Annotated in this window: 17 protein-coding genes; 8 read left to right on the top strand and 9 right to left on the bottom strand. The window is 68.1% G+C overall.

Annotated features, from left to right (window positions below; genetic code table 11):
- Nucleotides 1-67: 67 nt before the first annotated feature.
- From HH212_RS03070 to HH212_RS03055, 4 genes are all read right to left on the bottom strand, one after another.
- Nucleotides 68-1273 carry an ammonium transporter gene (locus tag HH212_RS03070; RefSeq protein WP_169434037.1) on the bottom strand — a complete coding sequence of 402 codons (1206 nt, stop codon included), beginning with the start codon at nt 1271-1273 and terminating at the stop codon, nt 68-70.
- Nucleotides 1274-1511: 238 nt separating this feature from the next.
- A complete protein-coding gene (locus tag HH212_RS03065; protein ID WP_169434036.1) occupies nt 1512-2603 on the bottom strand; it encodes an oxidoreductase in 1092 nt (363 codons plus the stop codon).
- A 54-nt stretch (nt 2604-2657) separates the two neighbouring features.
- Nucleotides 2658-4463, bottom strand: a complete 1806-nt coding sequence (locus HH212_RS03060; RefSeq protein WP_169434035.1) for an allantoate amidohydrolase — start codon at nt 4461-4463, stop codon at nt 2658-2660.
- 181 nt (nt 4464-4644) lie between these two features.
- Complete coding sequence (locus HH212_RS03055) at nt 4645-5583, bottom strand: LysR substrate-binding domain-containing protein (RefSeq protein ID WP_169434034.1); 939 nt, start codon at nt 5581-5583, stop codon at nt 4645-4647.
- Between the two features lie 148 nt (nt 5584-5731).
- Between HH212_RS03055 and HH212_RS03050 the strand changes: the two genes are divergently transcribed.
- On the top strand, nt 5732-6991 hold the full coding sequence (locus HH212_RS03050; protein ID WP_169434033.1) for a urate hydroxylase PuuD: 1260 nt from the start codon (nt 5732-5734) through the stop codon (nt 6989-6991).
- Nucleotides 6992-7017: 26 nt separating this feature from the next.
- On the top strand, nt 7018-8250 hold the full coding sequence (locus HH212_RS03045; protein WP_169434032.1) for a M20/M25/M40 family metallo-hydrolase: 1233 nt from the start codon (nt 7018-7020) through the stop codon (nt 8248-8250).
- A 108-nt stretch (nt 8251-8358) separates the two neighbouring features.
- Here HH212_RS03045 and HH212_RS03040 read toward each other — a convergent pair whose 3' ends face one another.
- The 5 genes from HH212_RS03040 to HH212_RS03025 all read right to left on the bottom strand — a co-directional run bounded on the left by HH212_RS03040 (nt 8359) and on the right by HH212_RS03025 (nt 12518).
- A complete protein-coding gene (locus HH212_RS03040) occupies nt 8359-8904 on the bottom strand; it encodes a GNAT family N-acetyltransferase (RefSeq protein ID WP_169434031.1) in 546 nt (181 codons plus the stop codon).
- 72 nt (nt 8905-8976) lie between these two features.
- Nucleotides 8977-9432, bottom strand: a complete 456-nt coding sequence (locus HH212_RS03035) for a hypothetical protein (protein ID WP_169434030.1) — start codon at nt 9430-9432, stop codon at nt 8977-8979.
- Nucleotides 9432-11825, bottom strand: a complete 2394-nt coding sequence (locus tag HH212_RS03030) for a S9 family peptidase (protein ID WP_211172499.1) — start codon at nt 11823-11825, stop codon at nt 9432-9434. Before HH212_RS03030 ends, HH212_RS03035 begins: the two co-directional genes overlap by 1 nt.
- Nucleotides 11826-12060: 235 nt before the next feature.
- The gene (locus HH212_RS27605; protein WP_255486921.1) at nt 12061-12192 is read right to left on the bottom strand and encodes a hypothetical protein; all 132 of its coding nucleotides are present in this window, start codon (nt 12190-12192) and stop codon (nt 12061-12063) included.
- Nucleotides 12193-12251: 59 nt separating this feature from the next.
- Complete coding sequence (locus HH212_RS03025; protein WP_169434028.1) at nt 12252-12518, bottom strand: hypothetical protein; 267 nt, start codon at nt 12516-12518, stop codon at nt 12252-12254.
- A 236-nt stretch (nt 12519-12754) separates the two neighbouring features.
- Between HH212_RS03025 and HH212_RS03020 the strand changes: the two genes are divergently transcribed.
- The 6 genes from HH212_RS03020 to HH212_RS02995 all read left to right on the top strand — a co-directional run bounded on the left by HH212_RS03020 (nt 12755) and on the right by HH212_RS02995 (nt 20421).
- Complete coding sequence (locus tag HH212_RS03020) at nt 12755-13387, top strand: ANTAR domain-containing response regulator (RefSeq protein ID WP_169434027.1); 633 nt, start codon at nt 12755-12757, stop codon at nt 13385-13387.
- 77 nt (nt 13388-13464) lie between these two features.
- On the top strand, nt 13465-14610 hold the full coding sequence (locus tag HH212_RS03015) for a CmpA/NrtA family ABC transporter substrate-binding protein (protein ID WP_169434026.1): 1146 nt from the start codon (nt 13465-13467) through the stop codon (nt 14608-14610).
- Nucleotides 14611-14904: 294 nt separating this feature from the next.
- Nucleotides 14905-16200: an MFS transporter gene (locus HH212_RS03010; RefSeq protein WP_169434025.1), complete on the top strand. Its 1296-nt coding sequence runs from the start codon at nt 14905-14907 to the stop codon at nt 16198-16200.
- A 38-nt stretch (nt 16201-16238) separates the two neighbouring features.
- Nucleotides 16239-18773 carry a nitrite reductase large subunit NirB gene (gene nirB, locus HH212_RS03005; RefSeq protein WP_169434024.1) on the top strand — a complete coding sequence of 845 codons (2535 nt, stop codon included), beginning with the start codon at nt 16239-16241 and terminating at the stop codon, nt 18771-18773.
- Between the two features lie 32 nt (nt 18774-18805).
- A complete protein-coding gene (gene nirD / locus HH212_RS03000) occupies nt 18806-19159 on the top strand; it encodes a nitrite reductase small subunit NirD (RefSeq protein ID WP_169434023.1) in 354 nt (117 codons plus the stop codon).
- Nucleotides 19160-19161: 2 nt separating this feature from the next.
- Nucleotides 19162-20421 carry an NAD(P)/FAD-dependent oxidoreductase gene (locus tag HH212_RS02995; RefSeq protein WP_211172447.1) on the top strand — a complete coding sequence of 420 codons (1260 nt, stop codon included), beginning with the start codon at nt 19162-19164 and terminating at the stop codon, nt 20419-20421.
- Nucleotides 20422-20433: the final 12 nt, after the last annotated feature.

Below are 20433 nucleotides of genomic sequence, written 5' to 3'. Positions count from 1 at the left end.
TGTATGGGTCCCCGCCTGCGCGGGGACGACGCGGCTACGCAGGCCGCGCATCTTCAGGTGCGGCATGTCACTGGAACGTCGTCTCCCGTTCCGGCGTGGCGCTGATGCGGTGGATCGCCAGGTCGGCGCCGTCGAATTCCTGTTCGGGGTCCAGGCGCAGGCCCATGGTGGCCTTGAGCGCGCCGTACACCAGCCAGCCGCCCAGGCCGGCCACCAGGATGCCGAGCAGGGTGCCCAGCAACTGCGACACAAGCGAGACGCCGCCCAGGCCGCCCAGCGCGTGGCTGCCGAAGATGCCGGCGGCGATGCCGCCCCAGGCACCGCACAGGCCGTGCAGCGGCCACACGCCGAGCACGTCGTCGATCTTCCAGCGGTTCTGCGCCAGCGTAAACATGACGACGAAGATGGCGCCGGCGACCGCGCCGGTGAACAGCGCGCCCAGCGGATGCATCAGGTCGGAGCCGGCGCACACCGCGACCAGGCCGGCCAGCGGGCCGTTGTAGGCGAAGCCGGGGTCGTTCTTGCCCATCACGAAGGCGGTCAAGGTGCCGCCCACCAGCGCCATCAGCGAATTCACCGCCACCAGGCCGTTCATCTTGTCCAGCGTCTGCGCGCTCATCACGTTGAAGCCGAACCAGCCGACCGTCAGGATCCAGGCGCCCAGCGCCAGGAACGGGATGTTCGACGGCGGGTGCGCGGCGATGCGGCCGTCCTTGGCATAACGCCCGCGCCGCGCGCCCAGCAGCAGCACCGCCGGCAGCGCTGCCCAGCCGCCCACCGCATGCACCACGATCGAGCCGGCGAAGTCGTGGAAGGGCGCGCCGAAGGCTGCCGTCAGCCAGCCCTGGAAGCCGAAGCGGTTGTTCCAGGCGATGCCTTCGAAGAACGGATACACCAGGCCGACCAGCAGCGCGGTGGCGGCCATCTGCGGATAGAACCTGGCGCGCTCGGCGATGCCGCCCGAGATGATGGCGGGGATGGCCGCGGCGAAGGTCAGCAGGAAGAAGAATTTCACCAGTTCGTAGCCGTTCTTCGCCACCAGCGTGTCGGTCGGCTTGATGAAATGGATGCCGTAGGCGATGCCGTAGCCGACGAAGAAATAGGCGATGGTCGAGACGGCGAAATCGATCAGGATCTTGACCAGCGCGTTGACCTGGTTCTTGCGGCGCACCGTTCCCAGTTCGAGGAAGGCGAAGCCGGCGTGCATCGCCAGGATCATGATCCCGCCGAGCAGGATGAAGAGCGCGTCGGCGCCGTTTTTGAAAGCATCCATGCGGTACTACTCCAATAAAGTGCAGAAGAGATGACTGAGCACTATCGGATAGCAATAAGCGTTCCATTTTGGGGAGAGGGTGCACCCCTGGCGGGCATGCATGCGGTATCGCCCGTTTTGCGTGCATGCGGCGGTGCATGCGACACCGAAGGCACGGCAGCGGTGCGCGTATGCGCCAAAATGGTGAATAGTGAAACAGGCAAGGCAGCGCATTGCGCGCCGCCTTCCGCAGGTGCGGTTATGCCAGGCCGGGCACGTCGTCCAGCAGGATTTCGCGCCGTTCGGCATGGCTGCGCCGTCCCGCTTCCAGCAGGCGCATCACGTCGATGGCGTCGCGCGGCGGCACCGGATTCGCGGCCTGGCCGAGGATGGCCGCGCGCACCAGGCGGTAGTACTCCGGATAGGCGCCGTTCTCGGTCGCCAGCGTGGATTCGTGCAGCACGCCGTCCCGCTCGACGCGCAGGATGCCCGGTTCGGCATCGATACCCCATGCGGCCGGGTCGGCGCCGGGCAGCTTGCCGGCCTTGAGGTCGGCTTCCTGCGGATCGAGGCTGGGTTTGACATAGCTGCCGCGCGTGCCGTGCAGCGCCAGGCGCGGGCCGGGGGCGGCCGCCAGCATGCTGGCGCACACGTCCACGCGCAGGCCGTCGGCATAGCGCAGGCGCGCCTGGACGTTGTCGGCGGCCAGGGCGCCGCCGTGACTGCCCGCCCCGGTGCGCAGCGTCGGCAGGTCGGCCTGGATCGCCAGGGGCCTGCCGAACAGGTGCAGCGCGTCGTACAGCAGGTGCGGACCGAGGTCCATCCACACGCCGCCGCCGGCAGCGGCGTCTTCCTTCCAGCGCGCCTGCGGGTTGGGGCGGAAGCGGTCGAAGTGCAGGGTGGCGTGGCGCAGCCGGCCCAGCGTGCCATTGAGCAGCAGGCGCTCGGCGCTGCGCGTGCTGCTGTCCCAGCGGCGGTTGTGGAACACGCTCAGCACCAGGCCGCGCCCGTCCGCCAGGCGCGCCAGTTGCAGCGCCTCGTCCAGCGTCGGCGTGAACGGCTTGTCGACCACCACGTGCTTGCCGGCTTCCAGGGCCAGCCTGGCCAGTTCGAAATGGGTGTTGTTGGGGCTGGCGACCACCACCAGGTCGATATCATCGCGGGCGATCAGGGCGCGCGCATCGTCCAGCACCGTGACGGCGCCGCCCAGGTCGGCATGCACCTTGGCGGCGTCGCTGCTGGACACCGCCGCGATCGCCAGGCCGGGCGTGGTCCGGATCAGGGGCGCGTGGAATACCTTGCCGGCGAAGCCGTAGCCGATGAGTCCTGCCCGTAGCGTCTTGTCGTGCATGTCGAATTCCTCGATGTCGTGGCGATCGGGCGAGTGTAGCGCATCGGCGCTGCGTCAGCGGTCGCTGTGCAGGAAGTCGCGCAGGAAGTCGAGCAGGACGCGCGCCGCGACGTCGGCGTCGTCGGCGGTCATGGTTTCCAGCGGATTGTGGCTGATGCCGCCGTTGCCGCAGCGCGTGAACAGCATGGCGACGTCGGTCACGGCGGCCATCGCCATGGCGTCGTGGCCGGCGCCGGACGGCAGGTCGACGCGTGGCAGGCCGGCGCGCTCCACCGCCTCGCCCAGCCGGTCCATCAGGCGCGGCGCGCATGGCGCGGCGGCGGCCTGCAGCAGTTCCTCGACATGATGGTCGATGCGGCGGCGCGCGCAGATCGCCGTGATCCCGTCCAGCACGTCGCCCACCGCCGCCAGGCGCACGGCGTCGTCGGCGGCACGGATGTCGAGCGACAGGCGGCAGCGGCCCGGGATCACGTTGACGGAACCGCCCGGCACCGCCAGCTGGCCGACCGTGCCGACCAGCGCGCCGGCGCCCTGTTCGCCGCAGCGGCGCTCGACCAGCAGCACGATCTCGGCGGCGGCGGCGGCGGCGTCGCGCCGCATGTGCATCGGCGTGGTGCCGGCGTGGCCGGCCAAACCGTCCAGCTCGACCAGGTAGCGCGAACTGCCGGCGATGGCGCTGACCACGCCCAGCGCCAGGCCGCGCTCCAGCAGCACCGGACCCTGCTCGATGTGCACCTCGACGAAGCCGAGCAGGCTTGCCGGATCGCGCGCGATGGCGGGGATGGCGGCCGGATCATGGCCGGCTTCCTGCAGCGCGGCGCGCATGCTGGTGCCGTCGGCGTCGAGCGCATCCAGCAGCGCCGGGTCGAAGCGGCCGGCCAGCGCGCTGCTGCCGAGGAAGGTGCTGCGGAAGCGCACGCCTTCTTCCTCGGCAAAGCCGATCACGTCCAGGTGGTACGGCAGGCGTTCGCCGCGCGCATGCAGGTGCCTGACGATGGCCAGCGGCAGCAGGATGCCGAGGCGGCCGTCGTACTTGCCGCCGTTGCGCACGGTGTCGTAGTGCGAGCCGGTGAGCAGGGCGCGTGGCGGGGCGTCCGCCTGCGTGCCCGGCGCGGCGGCGTAGCGGCCGACCACGTTGCCGACGGCGTCGAAGTGGACGTCCATGCCGGCGGCGCGCATCCAGGCGGCCAGTTTCGCCGCGGTGCGGCGGTGGGCCGGGGTCATGTAGGCACAGGTCAGCACGCGGTCGGTGCCTTGACCGCTTTCGTCGCCGTTTTCGTCGCTGATTGCGCCGAGTTCTTCCGCCCACGCCATGATGTCCGGGCCGAACGCGAGTTCGACGCCGAGCAGCGCGTTCAGGCGGATCTCGGCGATGCGGTGCACCTGGCGCAGCGCTTCGGCCAGCTCGCCGGCGCGGCCGTCGGCCAGGCGGCGGCGGAAGGTGGCGACGATGTCTCGCCGCGCGAGGCCCTGGCCGGTCGGGCCCTTCACCGCCAGGATGAAGGGAAAGCCGAACCTGGCGTTGTAGGCCGCGTTCAATTCGTGCAGGGCGGCGAATTCCGCCGGGCTGCAGCGGTCCAGGCCGGAGGCCGCCTGCTCGCCGGTCGATTCCGCCGTCAGGCTGCCGGCGATGGCGGCCTTGCCCGCCAGTTCGGGGTGGGCGCGCAACAGGGACAATCGTTCATCGTCGCTGGCCTCGGATACGGCGTCCTGCAGCGCCAGCTTGAGGGCGGCCAGCGTGGCGAACGGACGCCGGCCGGCGGCGCGTTCGGGAATCCAGGGCGAGTGTTCGTAGATGCCGGACAGGCGCTCGACGAAGGCGGCGGTGTCGAGCAGGTTCAGGTCGTCGAGCGTGGTCATGGCGGCATCCGGTCAAGAGAACGTTCGATGATAAAGCGCCGCATTGCCCGGATCATAAGGCGGCGCGCATGTGACAGGCCCGTTTGTCGATATATGGGGTCTCACCACGGCATGCATGACCGACATATCGGCCACGGTTGAACGCGTGGACGGCAAACCCGCCTCGCCGGCCACGCCCACCCTACGTCTTCACCAACGCGCGCGCCGCCGCCGTGACCTGGTCGCGCAACCATTTATGTTCGGCCGACTGGTGCACGCGCTGGTGCCACAACTGGTAGAAGCGCATCGGCGGAAACTTGATCGGCGCTGCGAAATTCTTCAGCGGCAGCGTCTTTTCGTAGAAGCGGATGAACTGGCGTCCGGTCGTCAGCACCAGGTCGGTCTGGGTCAGCATGTACGGGATCAGGCCGAAGTAGGGCGACTCCACCGCCACCTTGCGCTGCAGGCCCTCGCGTTCCAGGAACGCGTCGATCACGCCGTGGTAGCCGGGCAGCATGGCCGACGGCGCCACGTGCGGCAGGGCGAGGTAGTCCTCGACCGTCATGGCGTCGCTGTCGGTGCGCTTGGCATAGGGACTGTCGGCGCGCATGGTGCAGACGATCGGGTCTTCGAACAATTTGGAGATGTGCAGGTGCGCCGGCGGCTCTTCCCAATTGGCGATCACCAGGTCGATCTCGCCGTCGGACAGCATGCGCAGGTAGTCGGTGCCCGGCCCGAGCTGGTGGATGGTAACGCGGCTGTTGGGCGAGCCGCGCCGCACCATGGCGACCACGTTCGGCAGGAACTGGGTGTCGAGGTAATCGGGCGCGGCGATGCGGAAGGTGCGCGCCGCTTCTTCCGGCAGGAACGGCGACTTGCGGATGAACAGGCTCTCGGTCTCGTCGAGGATGCGCTTGGCCGGTTTCAACAGGCTTTCGCCGTGCTGGGTCGGCACCATGCCGCGCGCGCCGCGCACCAGCAGCGGGTCGCCGGTCAGTTCGCGCAGCTTGCGCAGCGAGGCCGAGATCGACGGCTGCGGCTGGTTCAGCTTGAGCGCCACGCGCGAGACGTTCTTTTCCACCAGCAGCAGGTACAGGATGCGGATCAGGTGCAGGTCGAGGTGCTGGGGCAGGCTGGACATGGGGCTCGATGGGGGCGGTGGAGGGCGCGTATATGCAGGTTCTTATGTTGAATATACGGCATTTTTCATGTTGAACAAAATAAAAAGAGTTTATCTTGGGGGCGGTTTCGGGTTTATATTCTATTAATTGCTGTATTGAGGGAGTTTCATGCACGCGCTCGACTATCTGCTGCCCTACGGGCTCGAATGGATGAATCTCCTGGTGCGCTGGCTGCACATGATTACCGGCATCGCCTGGATCGGCGCCTCGTTCTATTTCGTCTGGCTCGACAATTCGCTGCGGCCGCCGGCGCCGGGCGGGGAACTGGCGAAGAAGGGCGTGGCCGGAGAGCTATGGGCGGTGCACGGCGGCGGCTTCTATAATCCGCAAAAGTACATGGTGGCGCCGGCCGAGCTGCCGCCCGACCTGCACTGGTTCAAGTGGGAAGCGTATTCGACCTGGCTGTCGGGCTTCGCGCTGCTCACCATCGTCTACTACTTCAACGCCCAGGCGATGATGATCGACCGAGGCGTGGCCGACCTGTCGTCGTGGCAGGCGATCGGCATCGGCCTGGGCAGCCTGGTGGCCGGATGGGTCGTGTACGACCTGCTGTGCCGCTCCAGGCTGGGCAAGCACGACCTGGCCTTCGGCATCGTCATCTTCGCCTTCCTGGTGGGTGCGGCCTGGGTGCTGACCCACTTCCTCAGCGGACGCGCCGCCTACATCCACGTCGGCGCCATAATCGGTACCATCATGGTGGCCAACGTGGCGATGGTGATCATTCCCGGCCAGCGCAAGATGGTCAATGCCATGCTGGCCGGCCAGAAGCCGGACCCGGTGTACGGCATCCGCGGCAAGCAGCGCAGCGTGCACAACAACTACTTCACGCTGCCGGTGCTGTTCATCATGATCAGCAACCACTTCGCCATGACCTACCACCACGCGCACGCGTGGGCGGTGCTGGCGACGATCATGGCGGCCGGCGTGTTCATTCGCCACTTCTTCAACCTGCGCCACAAGGGCCGCGTGGAGTGGAAATACCCGGCGGTAGGCGTGGCGCTGCTGCTGGCGGTGGCCGTGGCGATCGCGCCGCGTCCGTCGACCTCCAGTCCAGCCCTGGCCGGTGGGGCGGCGCCGTCCGCCGCCGGCGTGCATGCCAACGCCGGCGCCCAGTTCGCGCAGGTGCAGGGCATCATCGCCCAGCGCTGCGTCTCCTGCCACGCGGCGCACCCGACCCAGCCCGGCTTCGCCGCCGCGCCGGCCGGGGTGGCGCTGGACGACGCGGGCGGCATCGCCCGCAATGCCGCCCGCATCTACCAGCAGGCGGTGCAACTGAAGGCGATGCCATTGGCGAACATGACCAACATGACGGACGCCGAGCGCGCCCAGGTGGCGGCGTGGTTCGAGGCCGGCGCAAAGACCAACTAGGACAAACCGGGAAGCACGACGCAATCATGGAACCGAATCAGCAACGGCTGCTGGCGTGGATCGACGCCCACTTCGACGAGCAGGTCGCCTTCTTGCAGGAGATGATCCGCATCCCGACCGACACCCCGCCCGGCAACAATGCGCCGCACGCGGACGCGGTGGCGGATCGGCTGCGCGACTACGGCTGGCAGGCCGAGAAGCACGCGGTGCCGCAAGAGCGCGTGCGCGACTACGGCATGCAGAGCATCACCAACCTGATCGTGCGGCGTCCTTACGGCGGCAGCGGCCCGACCGTGGCGCTGAATGCCCACGGCGACGTGGTGCCGCCCGGCGAGGGCTGGAGCAAGCCGCCGTATGGCGGCGTGGTCGAGGACGGCTTCATCTACGGCCGCGCGGCGGCGGTGTCGAAGAGCGACTTCGCCACCTACGTGTTCGCCGCGCGCGCGCTGGAAGCGCTGGGCGTACCCCTGGCCGGCGCGCTCGAGCTGCACTTCACCTACGACGAGGAATTCGGCGGCCTGCTCGGCCCCGGCTGGCTGCTGGAGCAGGGCCTGACGCGGCCCGACTTCGTGATCGCCGCCGGCTTCGCCTACGACATCGTCAACGCCCACAACGCCTGCCTGCAGCTGGAAATCACGGTGCACGGCAAGGCCGGCCACGGCGCCATGCCGGAGACCGCGGTCGACGCATTGCAGGCCGCCACGCGCATCCTCAACGCCATTTACGGCCAGTTGCCCGAACTGAAGAAGATCAGGTCGAACGTGCCCGGCATCGATTCGCCCACCATGCTGGTGGGCCGCATCGACGGCGGCACCAATACCAATGTGGTGCCGGGCAAGGTGGTCATGAAGATGGACCGGCGCATGATCCCGGAAGAGGATCCGGTGCTGGTCGAGGCGCAGGTGCGCGCGCTGGTCGAGGACGCGGTGCGCGGCGTGCCCGGCATCCGTATCGAGATCCGCCGGCTGCTGCTGTCGCAGGCGCTGCGACCGCTGCCGGGTTCCGAGCAACTGGTGGCCAGCCTGCAGCGCCATGGCGCCGCCGTGCTCGGCGAGACGCCGCAGGCCAAGGGCACGCCGCTGTACGCCGATGCGCGCCTGTACGGCGAGCGCGGCATCCCGGCGGTGCTGTACGGGGCCGGACCGCGCACGGTGCCGGAATCGAACGCCAAGAAGGCGGACGAGCGGCTGGCGCTGGAGGATCTGCGCAAGGCGACCAAGGTGGTGGCGCTGACGCTGCTGGATTTTCTGGGCGGATGAGGCACGGCGCGCGGCGGCCCGGGACGGGATAGCGGCGACGCTCGCGCGCAGCGGCCGGGCCGCCGGGGTGTCGGGCGTCGCCATGAACGGGCGGGTACGGTTTGACTGCTACTGGAGCGCCTTGCGCATCAGCGTCAGGTTCACCGCCACCTGGCCGCCGCCGAGCGCCAGGCTCAGGTCGTGTACCGGCACGAAGCCATGTGCGGTGTACAGCGGTACGCCCGGCATGGTCGCCGTCAGTTCGAGCGCGGCGAAACCTGCCGCCAGGGCCTGCGCGCTGCAATGCCGCATGAGCATCGAGCCGAGGCCCAGGCGCGCCATGCCCGGATCGACGAAAAAGGCGCGGATCTTGGCCGCCTCGGTGGCCGGGTCGAGCAGGCGATCCGGCGCGGCCTTGTGCTGGTCGCCGCCATAGGGCGTCGAACGCTTGCTCCAGCCGCCGCAGGCGACGATGCGGGTGTCGTCTTCGATGGCGAAGTAGGTACCGTCCCGAATGAGCTGGGTGTCGACGCCGAACACCTCGCGCGTGATCGCGTGCGCCTGTTCGGACGTGTAGAAGCCGGCCGACAGTCCGATGCCGGAGCGCTCGATCAGCGTTTGCAGCGCAGGCGTGTCGGCCACCGTGGCGGCGCGTATCTTGAAATCGGTTCGCATCGGCGCATTCTACCGGCATTCAAGCAGCGCCTCGCCCGGTATCGCCGGTGCGCGTACTGCACCGTCGCATTGCTACGGACTGCGTCCGGCGCGCCGGATTTGCCTGGCAACGGGGGCGGGGGAACCTCCCTCCCGCGCCGGGGTGCCCGGGCCGGCCGTATCGGCGGGCTTGGGCGCGGACACCGGCGGCTCCATCTGGCGCGGCGCCCGCGGCGCGGGTGTCGCCTGCAGCGCGGAAGGCGGCTGGGCAGCGGCGGTCGCCGTCGCGGCTTGCGTTCCATAGCGCGCCGCCCGGACTTTCTCGTCGTCGACCTGGCCTGTGACCGGGAAGCCGACATAGGTCGGTACGTCGGTTCCCGTTTGCGCCCGTGCGGCCGCGCAGGCGGGAACCAGCAAGGCGCACAGCAGCGCGCCGGCAAGGAGGGAACGGGGACGGCACGCCACGGCGGCTGCGGAAGCCGGCGCGCCGCCAGGCTTGCCGAAGCGCTGCCCGCGGCCTTGCCCGCACGCCGCTGCCGTCACCGGCATCACGGCTGCTTGAGCGTCCGCTCGAACAGCTGGTAGATGCGGCGGTACTCGTCGTACCAGCTCTCCGGCTGCACGAACGAATGCCGCTCCAGCGGATAGCCCGCCAGTTCCCAATTGTCCTTTTTCAGCTCGATCAGGCGCTGCGCCATGCGCACCGAATCCTGGTAGAACACGTTGTCGTCGACCATGCCGTGCGCGATCAGGAGGTGGCCCTGCAGGTTCTGCGCGTACTCGATCGGCGAGGAGATCTTGTACGCTTCCGGATCCAGCTCCGGCGTGTTGAGGATGTTGGCGGTGTACTCGTGGTTGTAGGTGGTCCAGTCGGTCACCGGGCGCAATGCGGCGCCGGCCTTGAACACCTCGGGCGCGCGCAGCATGCCGATCAGCGTCATGAAGCCGCCATAGCTGCCGCCGTAGATGCCGACTTTATTTGCGTTGCCCTGCTGGTTGGCCACCATCCAGTTCACGCCATCCAGGTAGTCGTCCAGTTCCGGGTGGCCCATCTGGCGGTAGATCGCGGTGCGCCACTTGGCGCCGTAGCCCTTGGAGGCGCGGTAGTCCATGTCCAGCACCACGTAGCCCTTCTGCACCAGCAGGTTGTGGAACATCTGCTCGCGGAAATAGGGCGTGTAGCGCCTGGTGACGTTCTGCAGGTAGCCGGCGCCGTGCACGAACATCACCACCGGATACTTCCTGTCCGGGTCCAGCCGGTCCGGGCGGTACAGCTTGGCCCACACCGGATCGGCGGCGCCGTGGGTCGACGGGACGCTGACGAACTGCGGCTGGACCCAGTCGCGCGCCTTGAAGTCCGGGGTGCGGGTGTCGGTCAGCTTCACGGTCGCGCCGCCGGCCGAGGGCAGGGCGGCGATCTGCGGCGGCAGGTAGGGGCCGGAATAGCGCACCAGCAGCTTTTTCTGGTCGGGCGACAGGCGGAATTCCTCGACGCCGCCGTCCAGGCTGCTGACCTCGCGCGTGGCGCCGTCGCGCGCCGCGACCGCGCACACCTCGTAGGCGCCCGGCGTCTTGCGGTTGCAGACCACCCAGGCGGTCTGGCCGTCGGCCGACCAGGCCACGTCCGAGGCTTCCCACTTGCCGCCGGTGAGGGCGCGCGCGTTGCCGGCGGCGTCGCGCACGTACAGGTGCGAGTAGCCGCTTTCCTCGGACAGGTACCATAGCGTGGCGTTGTCCGGCTTCCAGCCGAAGTCGTTGTTGTCGTAGTTGACCCAGGCCGCATCGCTCAGGCGGTGCACCGGTTTCAAGGCCGCGTGCGGCAGGTCGACGGTGGCGATCCAGCGGTCCTTGTTGTCGACCGCGCGCAGCATGATGGCCAGGTTGGCGCCGTCGCGGCTCCAGCTGACGGCGTCGCCGCGGAAGCCGATCGTCACCGGGCGGTTGCCTTTCAGGGGATCGAGCTTGCGCTCGGCGCGCATGGCGGCCAGCGGGTCGGTGCCGATGCCGGGCAAAACGTCGAGCGGCACGTCCTTGACCTCGCGCGTGGCCAGGTTGACCAGTTTCAGCGCCTGGCCGGCCGGCGCGTCGCGGCCGACGCGGGTGCGCTCGTCCGCGCTTTCCTCGTAGCCGCTCTCGGTCACGTAGCGCGGCATCTTGCCGATACGGCCCTTGTCGCCGTCCTTGGGGCCGGTCACCACCAGCAGCCAGCGGCCGTCCGGCGACAGGTGGCTGTTGAGAATCGCCACTTTGTCGCCGAGATAAATCGGGCCCGGCGCGCGGGTCGGATCGGCGCGCCGCTCTTCCTCGCCGCGCGCGCGGTTGGCGTCGCGCTCGTCCTTCTGGCGTTTCAAGGTCGCGATCAGGCGCAGCTGCAGCTCGCGCGACTGCTTGTCGGCCGCGCTGCCGTCGGGCGGCGCGTTCGGATCCCTGGCCGCGCGCAACAGCGCCAGCGGCGCCACCAGGCGCTCGGCGCGCTGCCAGACCATCCAGTCGTCGCCGCTGCGGAACTGCACGCTGCGGCCGTCCGCCGCATACTGCACGGCCTTGACGGCGTCTTCCCTGGCGCCGCTGCCGCGCACGATCTGCACCAGGGCGCCGCTTTTGAGGTCGCGTTCGAACAGGTCGCCGTTGCGCAGCACCAGGGCGCGCGTGCGTTCCGGGTTGTAGACCATGTCGGCGCTGTCGAGCTTGGACAGTTCGGTGTCGCGCACCTGGCGCGCCTTGCCGTTGCCCGCGTCGACCTGCCAGGTATCGCGCACCGGCGAGCCGGTGCGCTTCTGCTTGTAGAACACTTCCTTGCCATCCCAGTTCCACCAGGCCGCCTCCACGGGCGTGCCGATCCAGTCCGGATTGGCCATGGCCTGGTCGAGGGTGATGGGCGTGGAAGCGAAGGCGGGCAGCGCCAGCACGGCGGCGAGAACGGTCAGGGTAGGGAGTCGCATCATCGGTCGGGTCGAGCGGAACGCGGGCATGCATTCCGGGTCAAGAATTGCAAAAAAGCATTCTAGCGCAGGCGATGACGGGGCTGGGCGGGTTTCGCGAGGGGAGTGGTGTGCCTGCGTAAGTACGGCATGCAGGAAAAGGAGAGGTACGTGTTATTGCAATGCACAAAAGACAACGCCCGGCAATCCGGGCGTGTGGCGATTCGATGCTGCCCGCGCATGCGGGCCGCTGCGATTACATCTGCGGGTGCTGCGCGGTCCACAGGTCGGTCGGGGTGGTGGCCGACGGGTTGCGCACGAACATCACGATGCGGGTGACGATGGCCAGGGCGGAGATGGCGACGGTGACGTATTCGATCGGGGTCATGATATGTATCCTTGTATGCTTGAGATTCGGTTGATGTGTTTCTGTTCGGTGCTGCGTATTCAGTTCTTTGCCGTGTCGCGCGACATTTCGGCGGCCAGGGCCGGTGCATAGTGTTCGCATGCGGTGCCCAGGATCAGCAGCTTGGCCAGGCTTTGCTGCTCGGTGCGGGCCAGGGCGCCGCTGGCGGGTTGGGCCGCGTCGTGCACGAACCAGCCGCCGTGGGCGGTGTACAGTTCGATCGCGAAGTTGCGGATCTTGCCAAAGGTCTCGGCGACGATGCTGCGCAGGCCACTGTTCTGCGCTTGGGCGATGGTTGCGGTGTTCATCGATTTCTCCGTTCATTTCCTGAGTTGTTGCGTTGCAGTATAGGGACGATTTCTCTATAAATGAACTTTTAGTTTGTGATGCATCCCATTCGCGCTGTGAATATTTTCTTCAAGGCAATTATTGTGTTTTGGCGATTACGGACATCGGTTTTCTGAATATCTGCAGAGCTCGCCTCGTTGCAAAGTCGTGGTTAGGCAGGGGTAGGCTTGGCCCGGAACTTGCATATTCCCCAGGCATGAAACCGCCTTCTCCACGCACCCTGCGCATCGTCGTCGTCAATTCCCAGGCCGGCGCCGGCCTGGACGAGCACAGCGCGGCCGCCCAATCGCGGCGCAACGCGGCGCTGCGCATCGGCCTGCTCGAATCGGGCTACGACATCGTCGCCTCGCTGCCGGCGGATATCTTCCTGCCCGGCCGCATCGCCCAGATCCAGCCGGACATGATCATCATCGACAGCGAATCGGATGCGCGCGACGTGCTCGAGCACATCGTGATCGCCACCCGCGACGAGCCGCGCCCGATCGTGCTGTTTACCGACGACCAGACCGAATCGAGCATGGATGCGGCGCTGGCGGCGGGGGTATCGGCCTACATCGTCGACGGCCTCCAGGCCGAGCGTGTGAAAGCGGTGCTGGACGTGGCCATGGTGCGCTTCCGCCGCGAGCAGAAGCTGCTGGACGAACTGTCCGATACCCGCCGCCAGCTGGCCGATCGCAAGCTGATCGAACGCGCCAAGGGCGTCGTCATGGCGCGCCACCGGTTGAGCGAGGAAGAGGCCTACCGCAAGCTGCGCAACATGGCCATGAACCGCAAGCTCAAACTGGCCGAGATCGCCCAGCGCGTCCTGGACGTCGAAGACCTGCTCTGAATTCGGGGTCAGAGCAGATTGAATGTGCTCTGACCCCGAATTAGGGCAAGTTCACTAGAGAAATAGAAAGGCATTACATGACGGAACGCACCCAGATCAAGGCCGGCTTCATGCCGCTCACCGATTGCGCCTCGCTGGTGATGGCGTCGGTGCTGGGCCTGGACCAGCAGTACGGCATCGAGCTGGTGCTCAGCCGCGAACATTCTTGGTCGGGCATGCGCGACCGCCTGGTCAGGGGGGAACTCGATGCCGCCCATGTGCTGTACGGCCTGCTGTATGGGGTCGAGATGGGCATCGGTTGCGCGGCCACGCCGATGGCGGTGCTGATGAATCTGTCGCGCAACGGCCAGGCCGTCACCGTGTCGCGCGCGCTGGCGGAGCAGGGCGTGACCAGCCTGGAAGCGCTGGCCGACCTGGTGCGCCGCAGCGGGCGCCGGCCGGTGTTCGCGCACACCTTCCCGACCGGGAACCATGCGATGTTCCTGTCCTACTGGCTGGCCGCCGGCGGCATCGACCCGCTGCGCGACGCCGAGCTGGTGACGGTGCCGCCCGGCCAGATGGCGGGCAGCCTGGCGGCCGGGCACATGGACGGTTTCTGCGCCGGCGAACCCTGGAGCGGCAATGCGGTGCTGGATGGCAGCGGTGTCACGCTCACGGTCAGCCAGGACATCTGGCCGGACCACCCCGGCAAGGCGCTCGGCGCGCGCGCCGATTTCGTCGACGCCAACCCGGACGCCAGCCGCGCCCTGGTGGCGGCGCTGCTGGAAGCGGGGCGCTGGATCGACGAATCCGACGCCCACCGCGCCGCCGCCGCCGAGGTGCTGGCCAGCCCGGCCTATCTGAACACCGACATGCAGGCGATCCTGGGCCGCCTGCAGGGCCAGTACGACGACGGCCTGGGCCGGCACTGGCGCGACCCCGACCCACTGCGCTTCTTCGCCGACGGCGACGCCAATTTCCCGTGGCTGTCGGACGGCATGTGGTTCCTGACCCAGCAGCGGCGCTGGGGCCTGCTGCGCGAGGACCCGGACTACGCGGCGCTGGCCGCCCGCGTCAACCGCATCGAGCTGTACCGCGAGGCGGCGCTGCTGGCCGGCGTGGCGGCGCCGAGCGCGACGATGCGCAGTTCGGTGCTCATGGACGGCAAGGTGTGGAACGGGCTCGACCCGCATGCCTACGCCCATTCGTTCGCCATCCACCGCCTGGCGCCCGGCGGGGCGTAAACAGTGCGCCCCGGCGAGAAGCGCGCCATGTTGGGGCATGGTGCACTGCAACGAAGCGCCATCCCGGCAAGGTTTGATCGAGTTCACGGGCGGCGCGCTCTGGCACGGCTCTTGCACTTATCCCCGTAAAGGATCAACGGCGATCCCTTCGATGTACAGAACCACAGCCGGTCCAACGGCGGACCGGCAAACAGGACAACGGCGTCCGCTGCACCCGAAACACGAAGAACGTGTTCGGCCAGGCAGCGGACGCCTTTTTCGTTTTCTGACGATCAAAATAAAGGGAGCCTGGACATGGCCGGCAAAGCAAACAGCATCAAGCTTTTCTCCTTCAACACGCCGCAGATGCGCGCCTTCCACATGAGCTGGGTGGCGTTCTTCGTGTGCTTCTTCGCCTGGTTCGCCTGCGCGCCGCTGATGCCGGTCATCAAGGGCGAGTTCCACCTGTCGGTCGGCCAGATCGCCGACATCAACATCGCCGCCGTCGCCATTACCATCCTGGTGCGCCTGCTGGTCGGCCCGCTGTGCGACCGCTTCGGCCCGCGCAAGACCTATACCGGCCTGCTGGTGCTGGGCGCGATCCCGGTGCTGGGCGTGGCCATGGCGCAGAACTACGAAAGCTTTCTGCTGTTCCGCCTCGGCATCGGCGCGGTCGGCGCCAGTTTCGTGATCACCCAGTACCACACCTCGGTCATGTTCGGCCCGAAGGTGGTCGGCACCGCCAACGCGGCGTCGGCCGGCTGGGGCAACAGCGGCGGCGGCGTGGCGCAAGCCTTGATGCCGCTGCTGATGGGCGCGGTCGTGATGGCCGGCGTCAGCGAGACCATGGGCTGGCGCGTGGCGCTGCTGGTGCCGGGCGTGGCCATGCTGGTCACCGCCGTCGCCTACTGGAAGCTGACCCAGGATTGCCCGGAAGGTAACTACGCCGAACTGCGCGCCGCCGGCGTGCCGTTCGAAGCCAGCGGCAAGGGCGGCTGGGCCAGCTTCGTGCAAGCCTGCGGCAACTACCGCGCCTGGCTGCTGTTCGTCACCTACGGCGCCTGCTTCGGCATCGAACTGTTCATCCACAACACCGCCGCCGTCTATTACGTCGACCACTTCGGCCTGTCGCTCAAGGCGGCCGGCATGGCCGCCGGCAGCTTCGGCCTGCTGGCGCTGTTCGCCCGCGCCCTGGGCGGCTGGCTGTCGGACCGCGCCGCGGCGCGCGGCGATCTCAATAGCCGCGTGAACCTGCTGTTCATCCTGATGGTGGGCGAGGGCCTGGGCCTGCTGTGGTTCTCGCACGCTGCCAGCGTCACCCTGGCGATTGCCGCCATGCTGGCCTTCGGCCTGTGCACCCACATGGCCTGCGGCGCCACCTACGCGCTGGTGCCGTTCGTGAACCGCAAGGCGCTGGGCGGCGTGGCCGGCATCGTCGGCGCCGGCGGCAACGTCGGCGCGGTGCTGGCCGGCTTCCTCATGAAAGGCACCGGCGACGTGCGCCAGACCCTGATGATCCTGGGCGGCGCCGTGCTGGTGGCCAGCGTGTGCGCGATCGGCGTGCGCTTCAGCAGCAGCGCCCTCGAAACCCCGGCCGCTGCGGCGGCATGAGGTTTGCTTTACAAGTTCAAGCAAGGAAGGAAAGCATCATGAAACTCATCGTCATCGGCCACGGCATGGTCGGCCACAAATTCCTGGAAACCCTGGTCGCCGACGGCGGCCACGGCTTCGACGTCACCGTGCTGGGCGAAGAACCGCGCGCCGCCTACGACCGCGTGCACCTGTCCGAATTCTTTTCGGGGAAGACCGCCGACGACCTGTCGCTGGTGGTGCCGGGTTTCTTCGAGCGCGACAAGCTGACCCTCAAATTGAACGCCAGGGCCGTCGCCGTCGACCGCGACGCCAGGACGGTCACGTTGGCCGACGGTGAAGTGCTCCCTTACGACAAGCTGGTGTTCGCCACCGGCTCGACCCCGTTCGTGCCGCCGGTGCCCGGCAAGGAGCGCAAGGATTGCTTCGTCTACCGCACCATCGAAGACCTGGAAGGCATGCGCGAATGCGGCGCGCGCGGTCGCTCGGGGGTGGTGATCGGCGGCGGCCTGCTCGGCCTGGAATGCGCCAAGGCGCTGCGCGACCTCGGCCTGCAGACCCACGTGGTCGAATTCGCGCCGCGCCTGATGGCGGTGCAGGTCGACGAACTGGGCGGGCGCACCCTGCGCACCAAGATCGAGGAACTGGGCGTGACGGTGCACACGCAAAAGAACACGCTGCGCATCGTCGATGGCGAAAGCGCCACGCACCGCATGGAATTCGCCGACGGCAGCCAGCTGGAAACCGACATGATCGTGTTCTCGGCCGGCATCCGCCCGCGCGACGAACTGGCGCGCGCCTGCGGCCTGGCCATCGGCGCGCGCGGCGGCATCGCCATCGACGGCGCCTGCGTCACCTCGGACCCGGACGTGTACGCGATCGGTGAATGCGCCGCCTGGAACGGCCAGACCTTCGGCCTGGTGGCGCCGGGCTACGACATGGCGCGCACCGTCGCCAAGGCGCTGCTCGGCCAGGAAGGCAGCTTCGCCGGCGCCGACATGAGCACCAAATTGAAACTGATGGGCGTGGACGTGGCCAGCATCGGCGATGCCCACGGCGCCACCGCCGGCAGCCGCAGCTTCCAGTTCAGCGACGAGCGCAAGGGCATCTACAAGAAGATCGTGGTGTCCGAAGACGGCAAGCGCCTGCTGGGCGCGGTGCTGGTGGGCGACGCCGCTGAGTACGGCAGCCTGCTGCAGATGATGCTCAACGATATGCCGCTGCCCGACTCTCCCGAATTCCTGATCCTGCCGCAGGCCGAAGGCGGCATCCGCCCGGCGCTCGGCGTCGACGCGCTGCCGGCCGCGGCCCAGGTGTGCTCGTGCAACGCCGTGACCAAGGGCGACATCTGCCAGGCCGTGGCCGGTGGCGCCAACGACATCGGCGCGGTGAAAAGCTGCACGAATGCCGGCACCTCGTGCGGCGGCTGCGTGCCGCTGGTCACGCAGATCATGAAGGCGGAAATGAAAAAGGCCGGCCTGGCGGTCAGCAACCATCTGTGCGAGCACTTCCCGTACTCGCGCCAGGAACTGCACCACCTGGTGCGCGTGGGCGGTATCAAGACCTTCGGCGAGCTGCTGCACAAGCACGGCCGTGGCCTCGGCTGCGACATCTGTAAGCCGGTGGCCGCCAATATCTTCGCCTCGGCCTGGAACGACTTCGTGCTCAAACCCCAGCACGCCAGCCTGCAGGATTCGAACGATTACTTCCTCGGCAATATCCAGAAGGACGGCACTTATTCCGTGGTGCCGCGCATGGCCGGCGGCGAGGTGACCCCGGACGGCCTGATCGCGGTGGGCATGGTGGCCAAGAAGTACGGCCTGTACACCAAGATCACCGGCGGCCAGCGCGTCGACCTGTTCGGCGCGCGTGTGGAACAGCTGCCGCACATCTGGGAAGAGCTGATCGCCGCCGGCTTCGAGACCGGGCACGCCTACGGCAAGTCGATCCGCACCGTGAAATCCTGCGTCGGCTCGACCTGGTGCCGCTACGGCGTGGGTGACTCGGTCGGCTTCGCGGTGGCGCTGGAGAACCGCTATAAAGGCTTGCGCGCGCCGCACAAGATCAAGTTCGGCGTGTCCGGCTGCACGCGCGAATGCGCCGAGGCGCAGTGCAAGGACGTCGGCCTGATCGCCACCGACAAGGGCTGGAACCTGTACGTGTGCGGCAACGGCGGCATGAAGCCGCGCCACGCCGAGCTGCTGGCGTCCGGCCTGGACGAGGCGACCGTGGTGAAAATGATCGACCGCTTCCTGATGTTCTACGTGCGCACCGGCGACCGCCTGCAGCGCACCAGCACCTGGCGCGAGAACCTGGAGGGCGGCCTGGATTACCTGAAGCAGGTGGTCCTGGACGACAAGCTGGGCATCTGCGCCGACCTCGAAGCCGACATGCAGCACCTGGTCGACACCTACGTCTGCGAATGGAAGGAAGCGATCGAGGACCCGGCCGTGCGCCAGCGCTTCAACAGCTTCGTCAACAGCGACGCCGCCGACCCGACCGTGGTGTTCGTGCCGGAGCGCGGCCAGATCCGCCCGGCCACGCCGCAGGAGCGCGAGCTGCGCCGCGTGATCCCGATCGCCGCCGGCGTGTGAGCGGCCGAATCAACGTCATCAAGGAGAATCCCATGCAGCGCGACCTTCAAACGCAACACTGGAACCCGATCTGCACGCTGGAGCGCATCGTGCCCGATACCGGCGTGTGCGCGCTGATCAACGGCCGGCAAGTGGCCGTGTTCCGCGTCGGCGCCGACGAGAGCGCGCCGCGCCTGTTCGCCATCGACAACGTCGACCCGAATTCGGACGCCGCCGTGCTGTCGCGCGGCCTGGTCGGCAGCATCGGCGAGCGCATCGTGGTGGCTTCGCCGATCTACAAGCAGCACTTCGACCTGCAGACCGGCGAATGCCTGGAAGCGCCGCACAACTCGGTGTCCAGCTATCCGGTACGCGTCGAGGATGGCCGGGTCTGGGTGGGAGCCTGACCATGGAAGCGCACGATGCGCCGGATGTCGACAAACCGTCCCTCGTGGTGATCGGCAACGGCATGGCCGGCATGCGCACGGTCGAGGAATTGCTCAAGCTGGCGCCCGACATGTACCGCATCAGCGTGTTCGGCGCCGAGCCGCACGGCAATTACAACCGCATCCTGCTGTCGCCGGTGCTGTCCGGCGAAAAGGCCTTCGCCGACATCATGCTCAACACGCGCGAGTGGTACGCCGAGCACGGCATCGCCCTGCATGCGGGCGATCCGGTGACGCGCATCGACCGCAAGCGCCGCATCGTGCATGCGCAATCCGGCCTGGCGGTGGAATACGACCGCCTGCTGATCGCCACCGGCTCGAAACCCTTCATCGTGCCGGTGCCGGGCCACCAGCTCGACGGCGTGGTCGGTTTCCGCGACCTGCAGGACGTCGACGCCATGCTGGCCGCCGCGCGCGCGGGCGGCCATGCGGTGGTGATCGGCGGCGGCCTGCTCGGCCTGGAAGCGGCCAACGGCCTGCGCCGCCAGGGCATGGAGGTGAGCGTGGTGCACGTCACCGCCAGCCTGATGAACCAGCAGCTGGACGCCTCCGCCGCCGGCCTGCTGCGCGCCACGCTGGAGCGGCGCGGCCTGCGTATCCTGCTGGAGCGCCAGACTGCCGAGATCGTCGCTGACGAAGAAGGCACGCGCGTGCGCGCTGTGCGCTTCCAGGACGGCGAAGAGATCCCGGCCGACCTGGTGGTGATGGCGGCCGGCGTGCGTCCCAACATCGCGCTGGCGCAGTCGGCCGGCCTGCACTGCGAGCGCGCCATCGTGGTCGACGACACGCTGCAGACCTACGACCCGCGCGTGTACGCGGTGGGCGAGTGCGTGCAGCACCGGCGCGCCACCTTCGGCCTGGTGGCGCCGATCTGGGACCAGGCGCGCGTGTGCGCGGCGCACCTGGCCGGCGCCGGCCACCGCCGCTACGTGCAGCAGGCCACTGCCACCAAATTGAAGGTGACCGGCGTCGACCTGTACTCGGCCGGCGACATCGTCGGCGGCGAAGGCAGCGAAGACCTGGTGCTGCGCGACCGCCGCGGCGGCGTGTATAAACGCCTGGTGGTGGCCGGCAACCGCCTGGTCGGTGCGGTGCTGTACGGCGACGTGGCCGACGGCCCCTGGTACTTCGACCTGATCCAGAAGCGCACCGACATCGCGTCGATGCGCGACCAATTGTTGTTTGGCCAGGCCCTTGCGGAGAACGCGAAGCAGGCGGCTTGAGCGGGAGTATCA

It is taken from the genome of Massilia forsythiae (genome assembly GCF_012849555.1).
In the GTDB taxonomy this organism is placed as follows: domain Bacteria; phylum Pseudomonadota; class Gammaproteobacteria; order Burkholderiales; family Burkholderiaceae_D; genus Telluria; species Telluria forsythiae.
This window is presented reverse-complemented; position numbering and strand designations above follow the sequence as displayed.

What these genes read in the sequence shown, in the direction of transcription:
- HH212_RS03050 (WP_169434033.1), top strand. Translation starts at nt 5,732, where the DNA reads ATGCACGCGCTCGACTATCTGCTGCCCTACGGGCTCGAATGGATGAAT.
- HH212_RS03070 (WP_169434037.1), bottom strand. Translation starts at nt 1,273, where the DNA reads ATGGATGCTTTCAAAAACGGCGCCGACGCGCTCTTCATCCTGCTCGGC.
- HH212_RS03020 (WP_169434027.1), top strand. Translation starts at nt 12,755, where the DNA reads ATGAAACCGCCTTCTCCACGCACCCTGCGCATCGTCGTCGTCAATTCC.
- HH212_RS27605 (WP_255486921.1), bottom strand. Translation starts at nt 12,192, where the DNA reads ATGACCCCGATCGAATACGTCACCGTCGCCATCTCCGCCCTGGCCATC.
- HH212_RS03010 (WP_169434025.1), top strand. Translation starts at nt 14,905, where the DNA reads ATGGCCGGCAAAGCAAACAGCATCAAGCTTTTCTCCTTCAACACGCCG.
- HH212_RS03040 (WP_169434031.1), bottom strand. Translation starts at nt 8,904, where the DNA reads ATGCGAACCGATTTCAAGATACGCGCCGCCACGGTGGCCGACACGCCT.
- HH212_RS02995 (WP_211172447.1), top strand. Translation starts at nt 19,162, where the DNA reads ATGGAAGCGCACGATGCGCCGGATGTCGACAAACCGTCCCTCGTGGTG.
- HH212_RS03060 (WP_169434035.1), bottom strand. Translation starts at nt 4,463, where the DNA reads ATGACCACGCTCGACGACCTGAACCTGCTCGACACCGCCGCCTTCGTC.
- HH212_RS03045 (WP_169434032.1), top strand. Translation starts at nt 7,018, where the DNA reads ATGGAACCGAATCAGCAACGGCTGCTGGCGTGGATCGACGCCCACTTC.
- HH212_RS03015 (WP_169434026.1), top strand. Translation starts at nt 13,465, where the DNA reads ATGACGGAACGCACCCAGATCAAGGCCGGCTTCATGCCGCTCACCGAT.
- nirB (WP_169434024.1), top strand. Translation starts at nt 16,239, where the DNA reads ATGAAACTCATCGTCATCGGCCACGGCATGGTCGGCCACAAATTCCTG.
- HH212_RS03025 (WP_169434028.1), bottom strand. Translation starts at nt 12,518, where the DNA reads ATGAACACCGCAACCATCGCCCAAGCGCAGAACAGTGGCCTGCGCAGC.
- HH212_RS03055 (WP_169434034.1), bottom strand. Translation starts at nt 5,583, where the DNA reads ATGTCCAGCCTGCCCCAGCACCTCGACCTGCACCTGATCCGCATCCTG.
- HH212_RS03030 (WP_211172499.1), bottom strand. Translation starts at nt 11,825, where the DNA reads ATGCGACTCCCTACCCTGACCGTTCTCGCCGCCGTGCTGGCGCTGCCC.
- HH212_RS03035 (WP_169434030.1), bottom strand. Translation starts at nt 9,432, where the DNA reads ATGCCGGTGACGGCAGCGGCGTGCGGGCAAGGCCGCGGGCAGCGCTTC.
- nirD (WP_169434023.1), top strand. Translation starts at nt 18,806, where the DNA reads ATGCAGCGCGACCTTCAAACGCAACACTGGAACCCGATCTGCACGCTG.
- HH212_RS03065 (WP_169434036.1), bottom strand. Translation starts at nt 2,603, where the DNA reads ATGCACGACAAGACGCTACGGGCAGGACTCATCGGCTACGGCTTCGCC.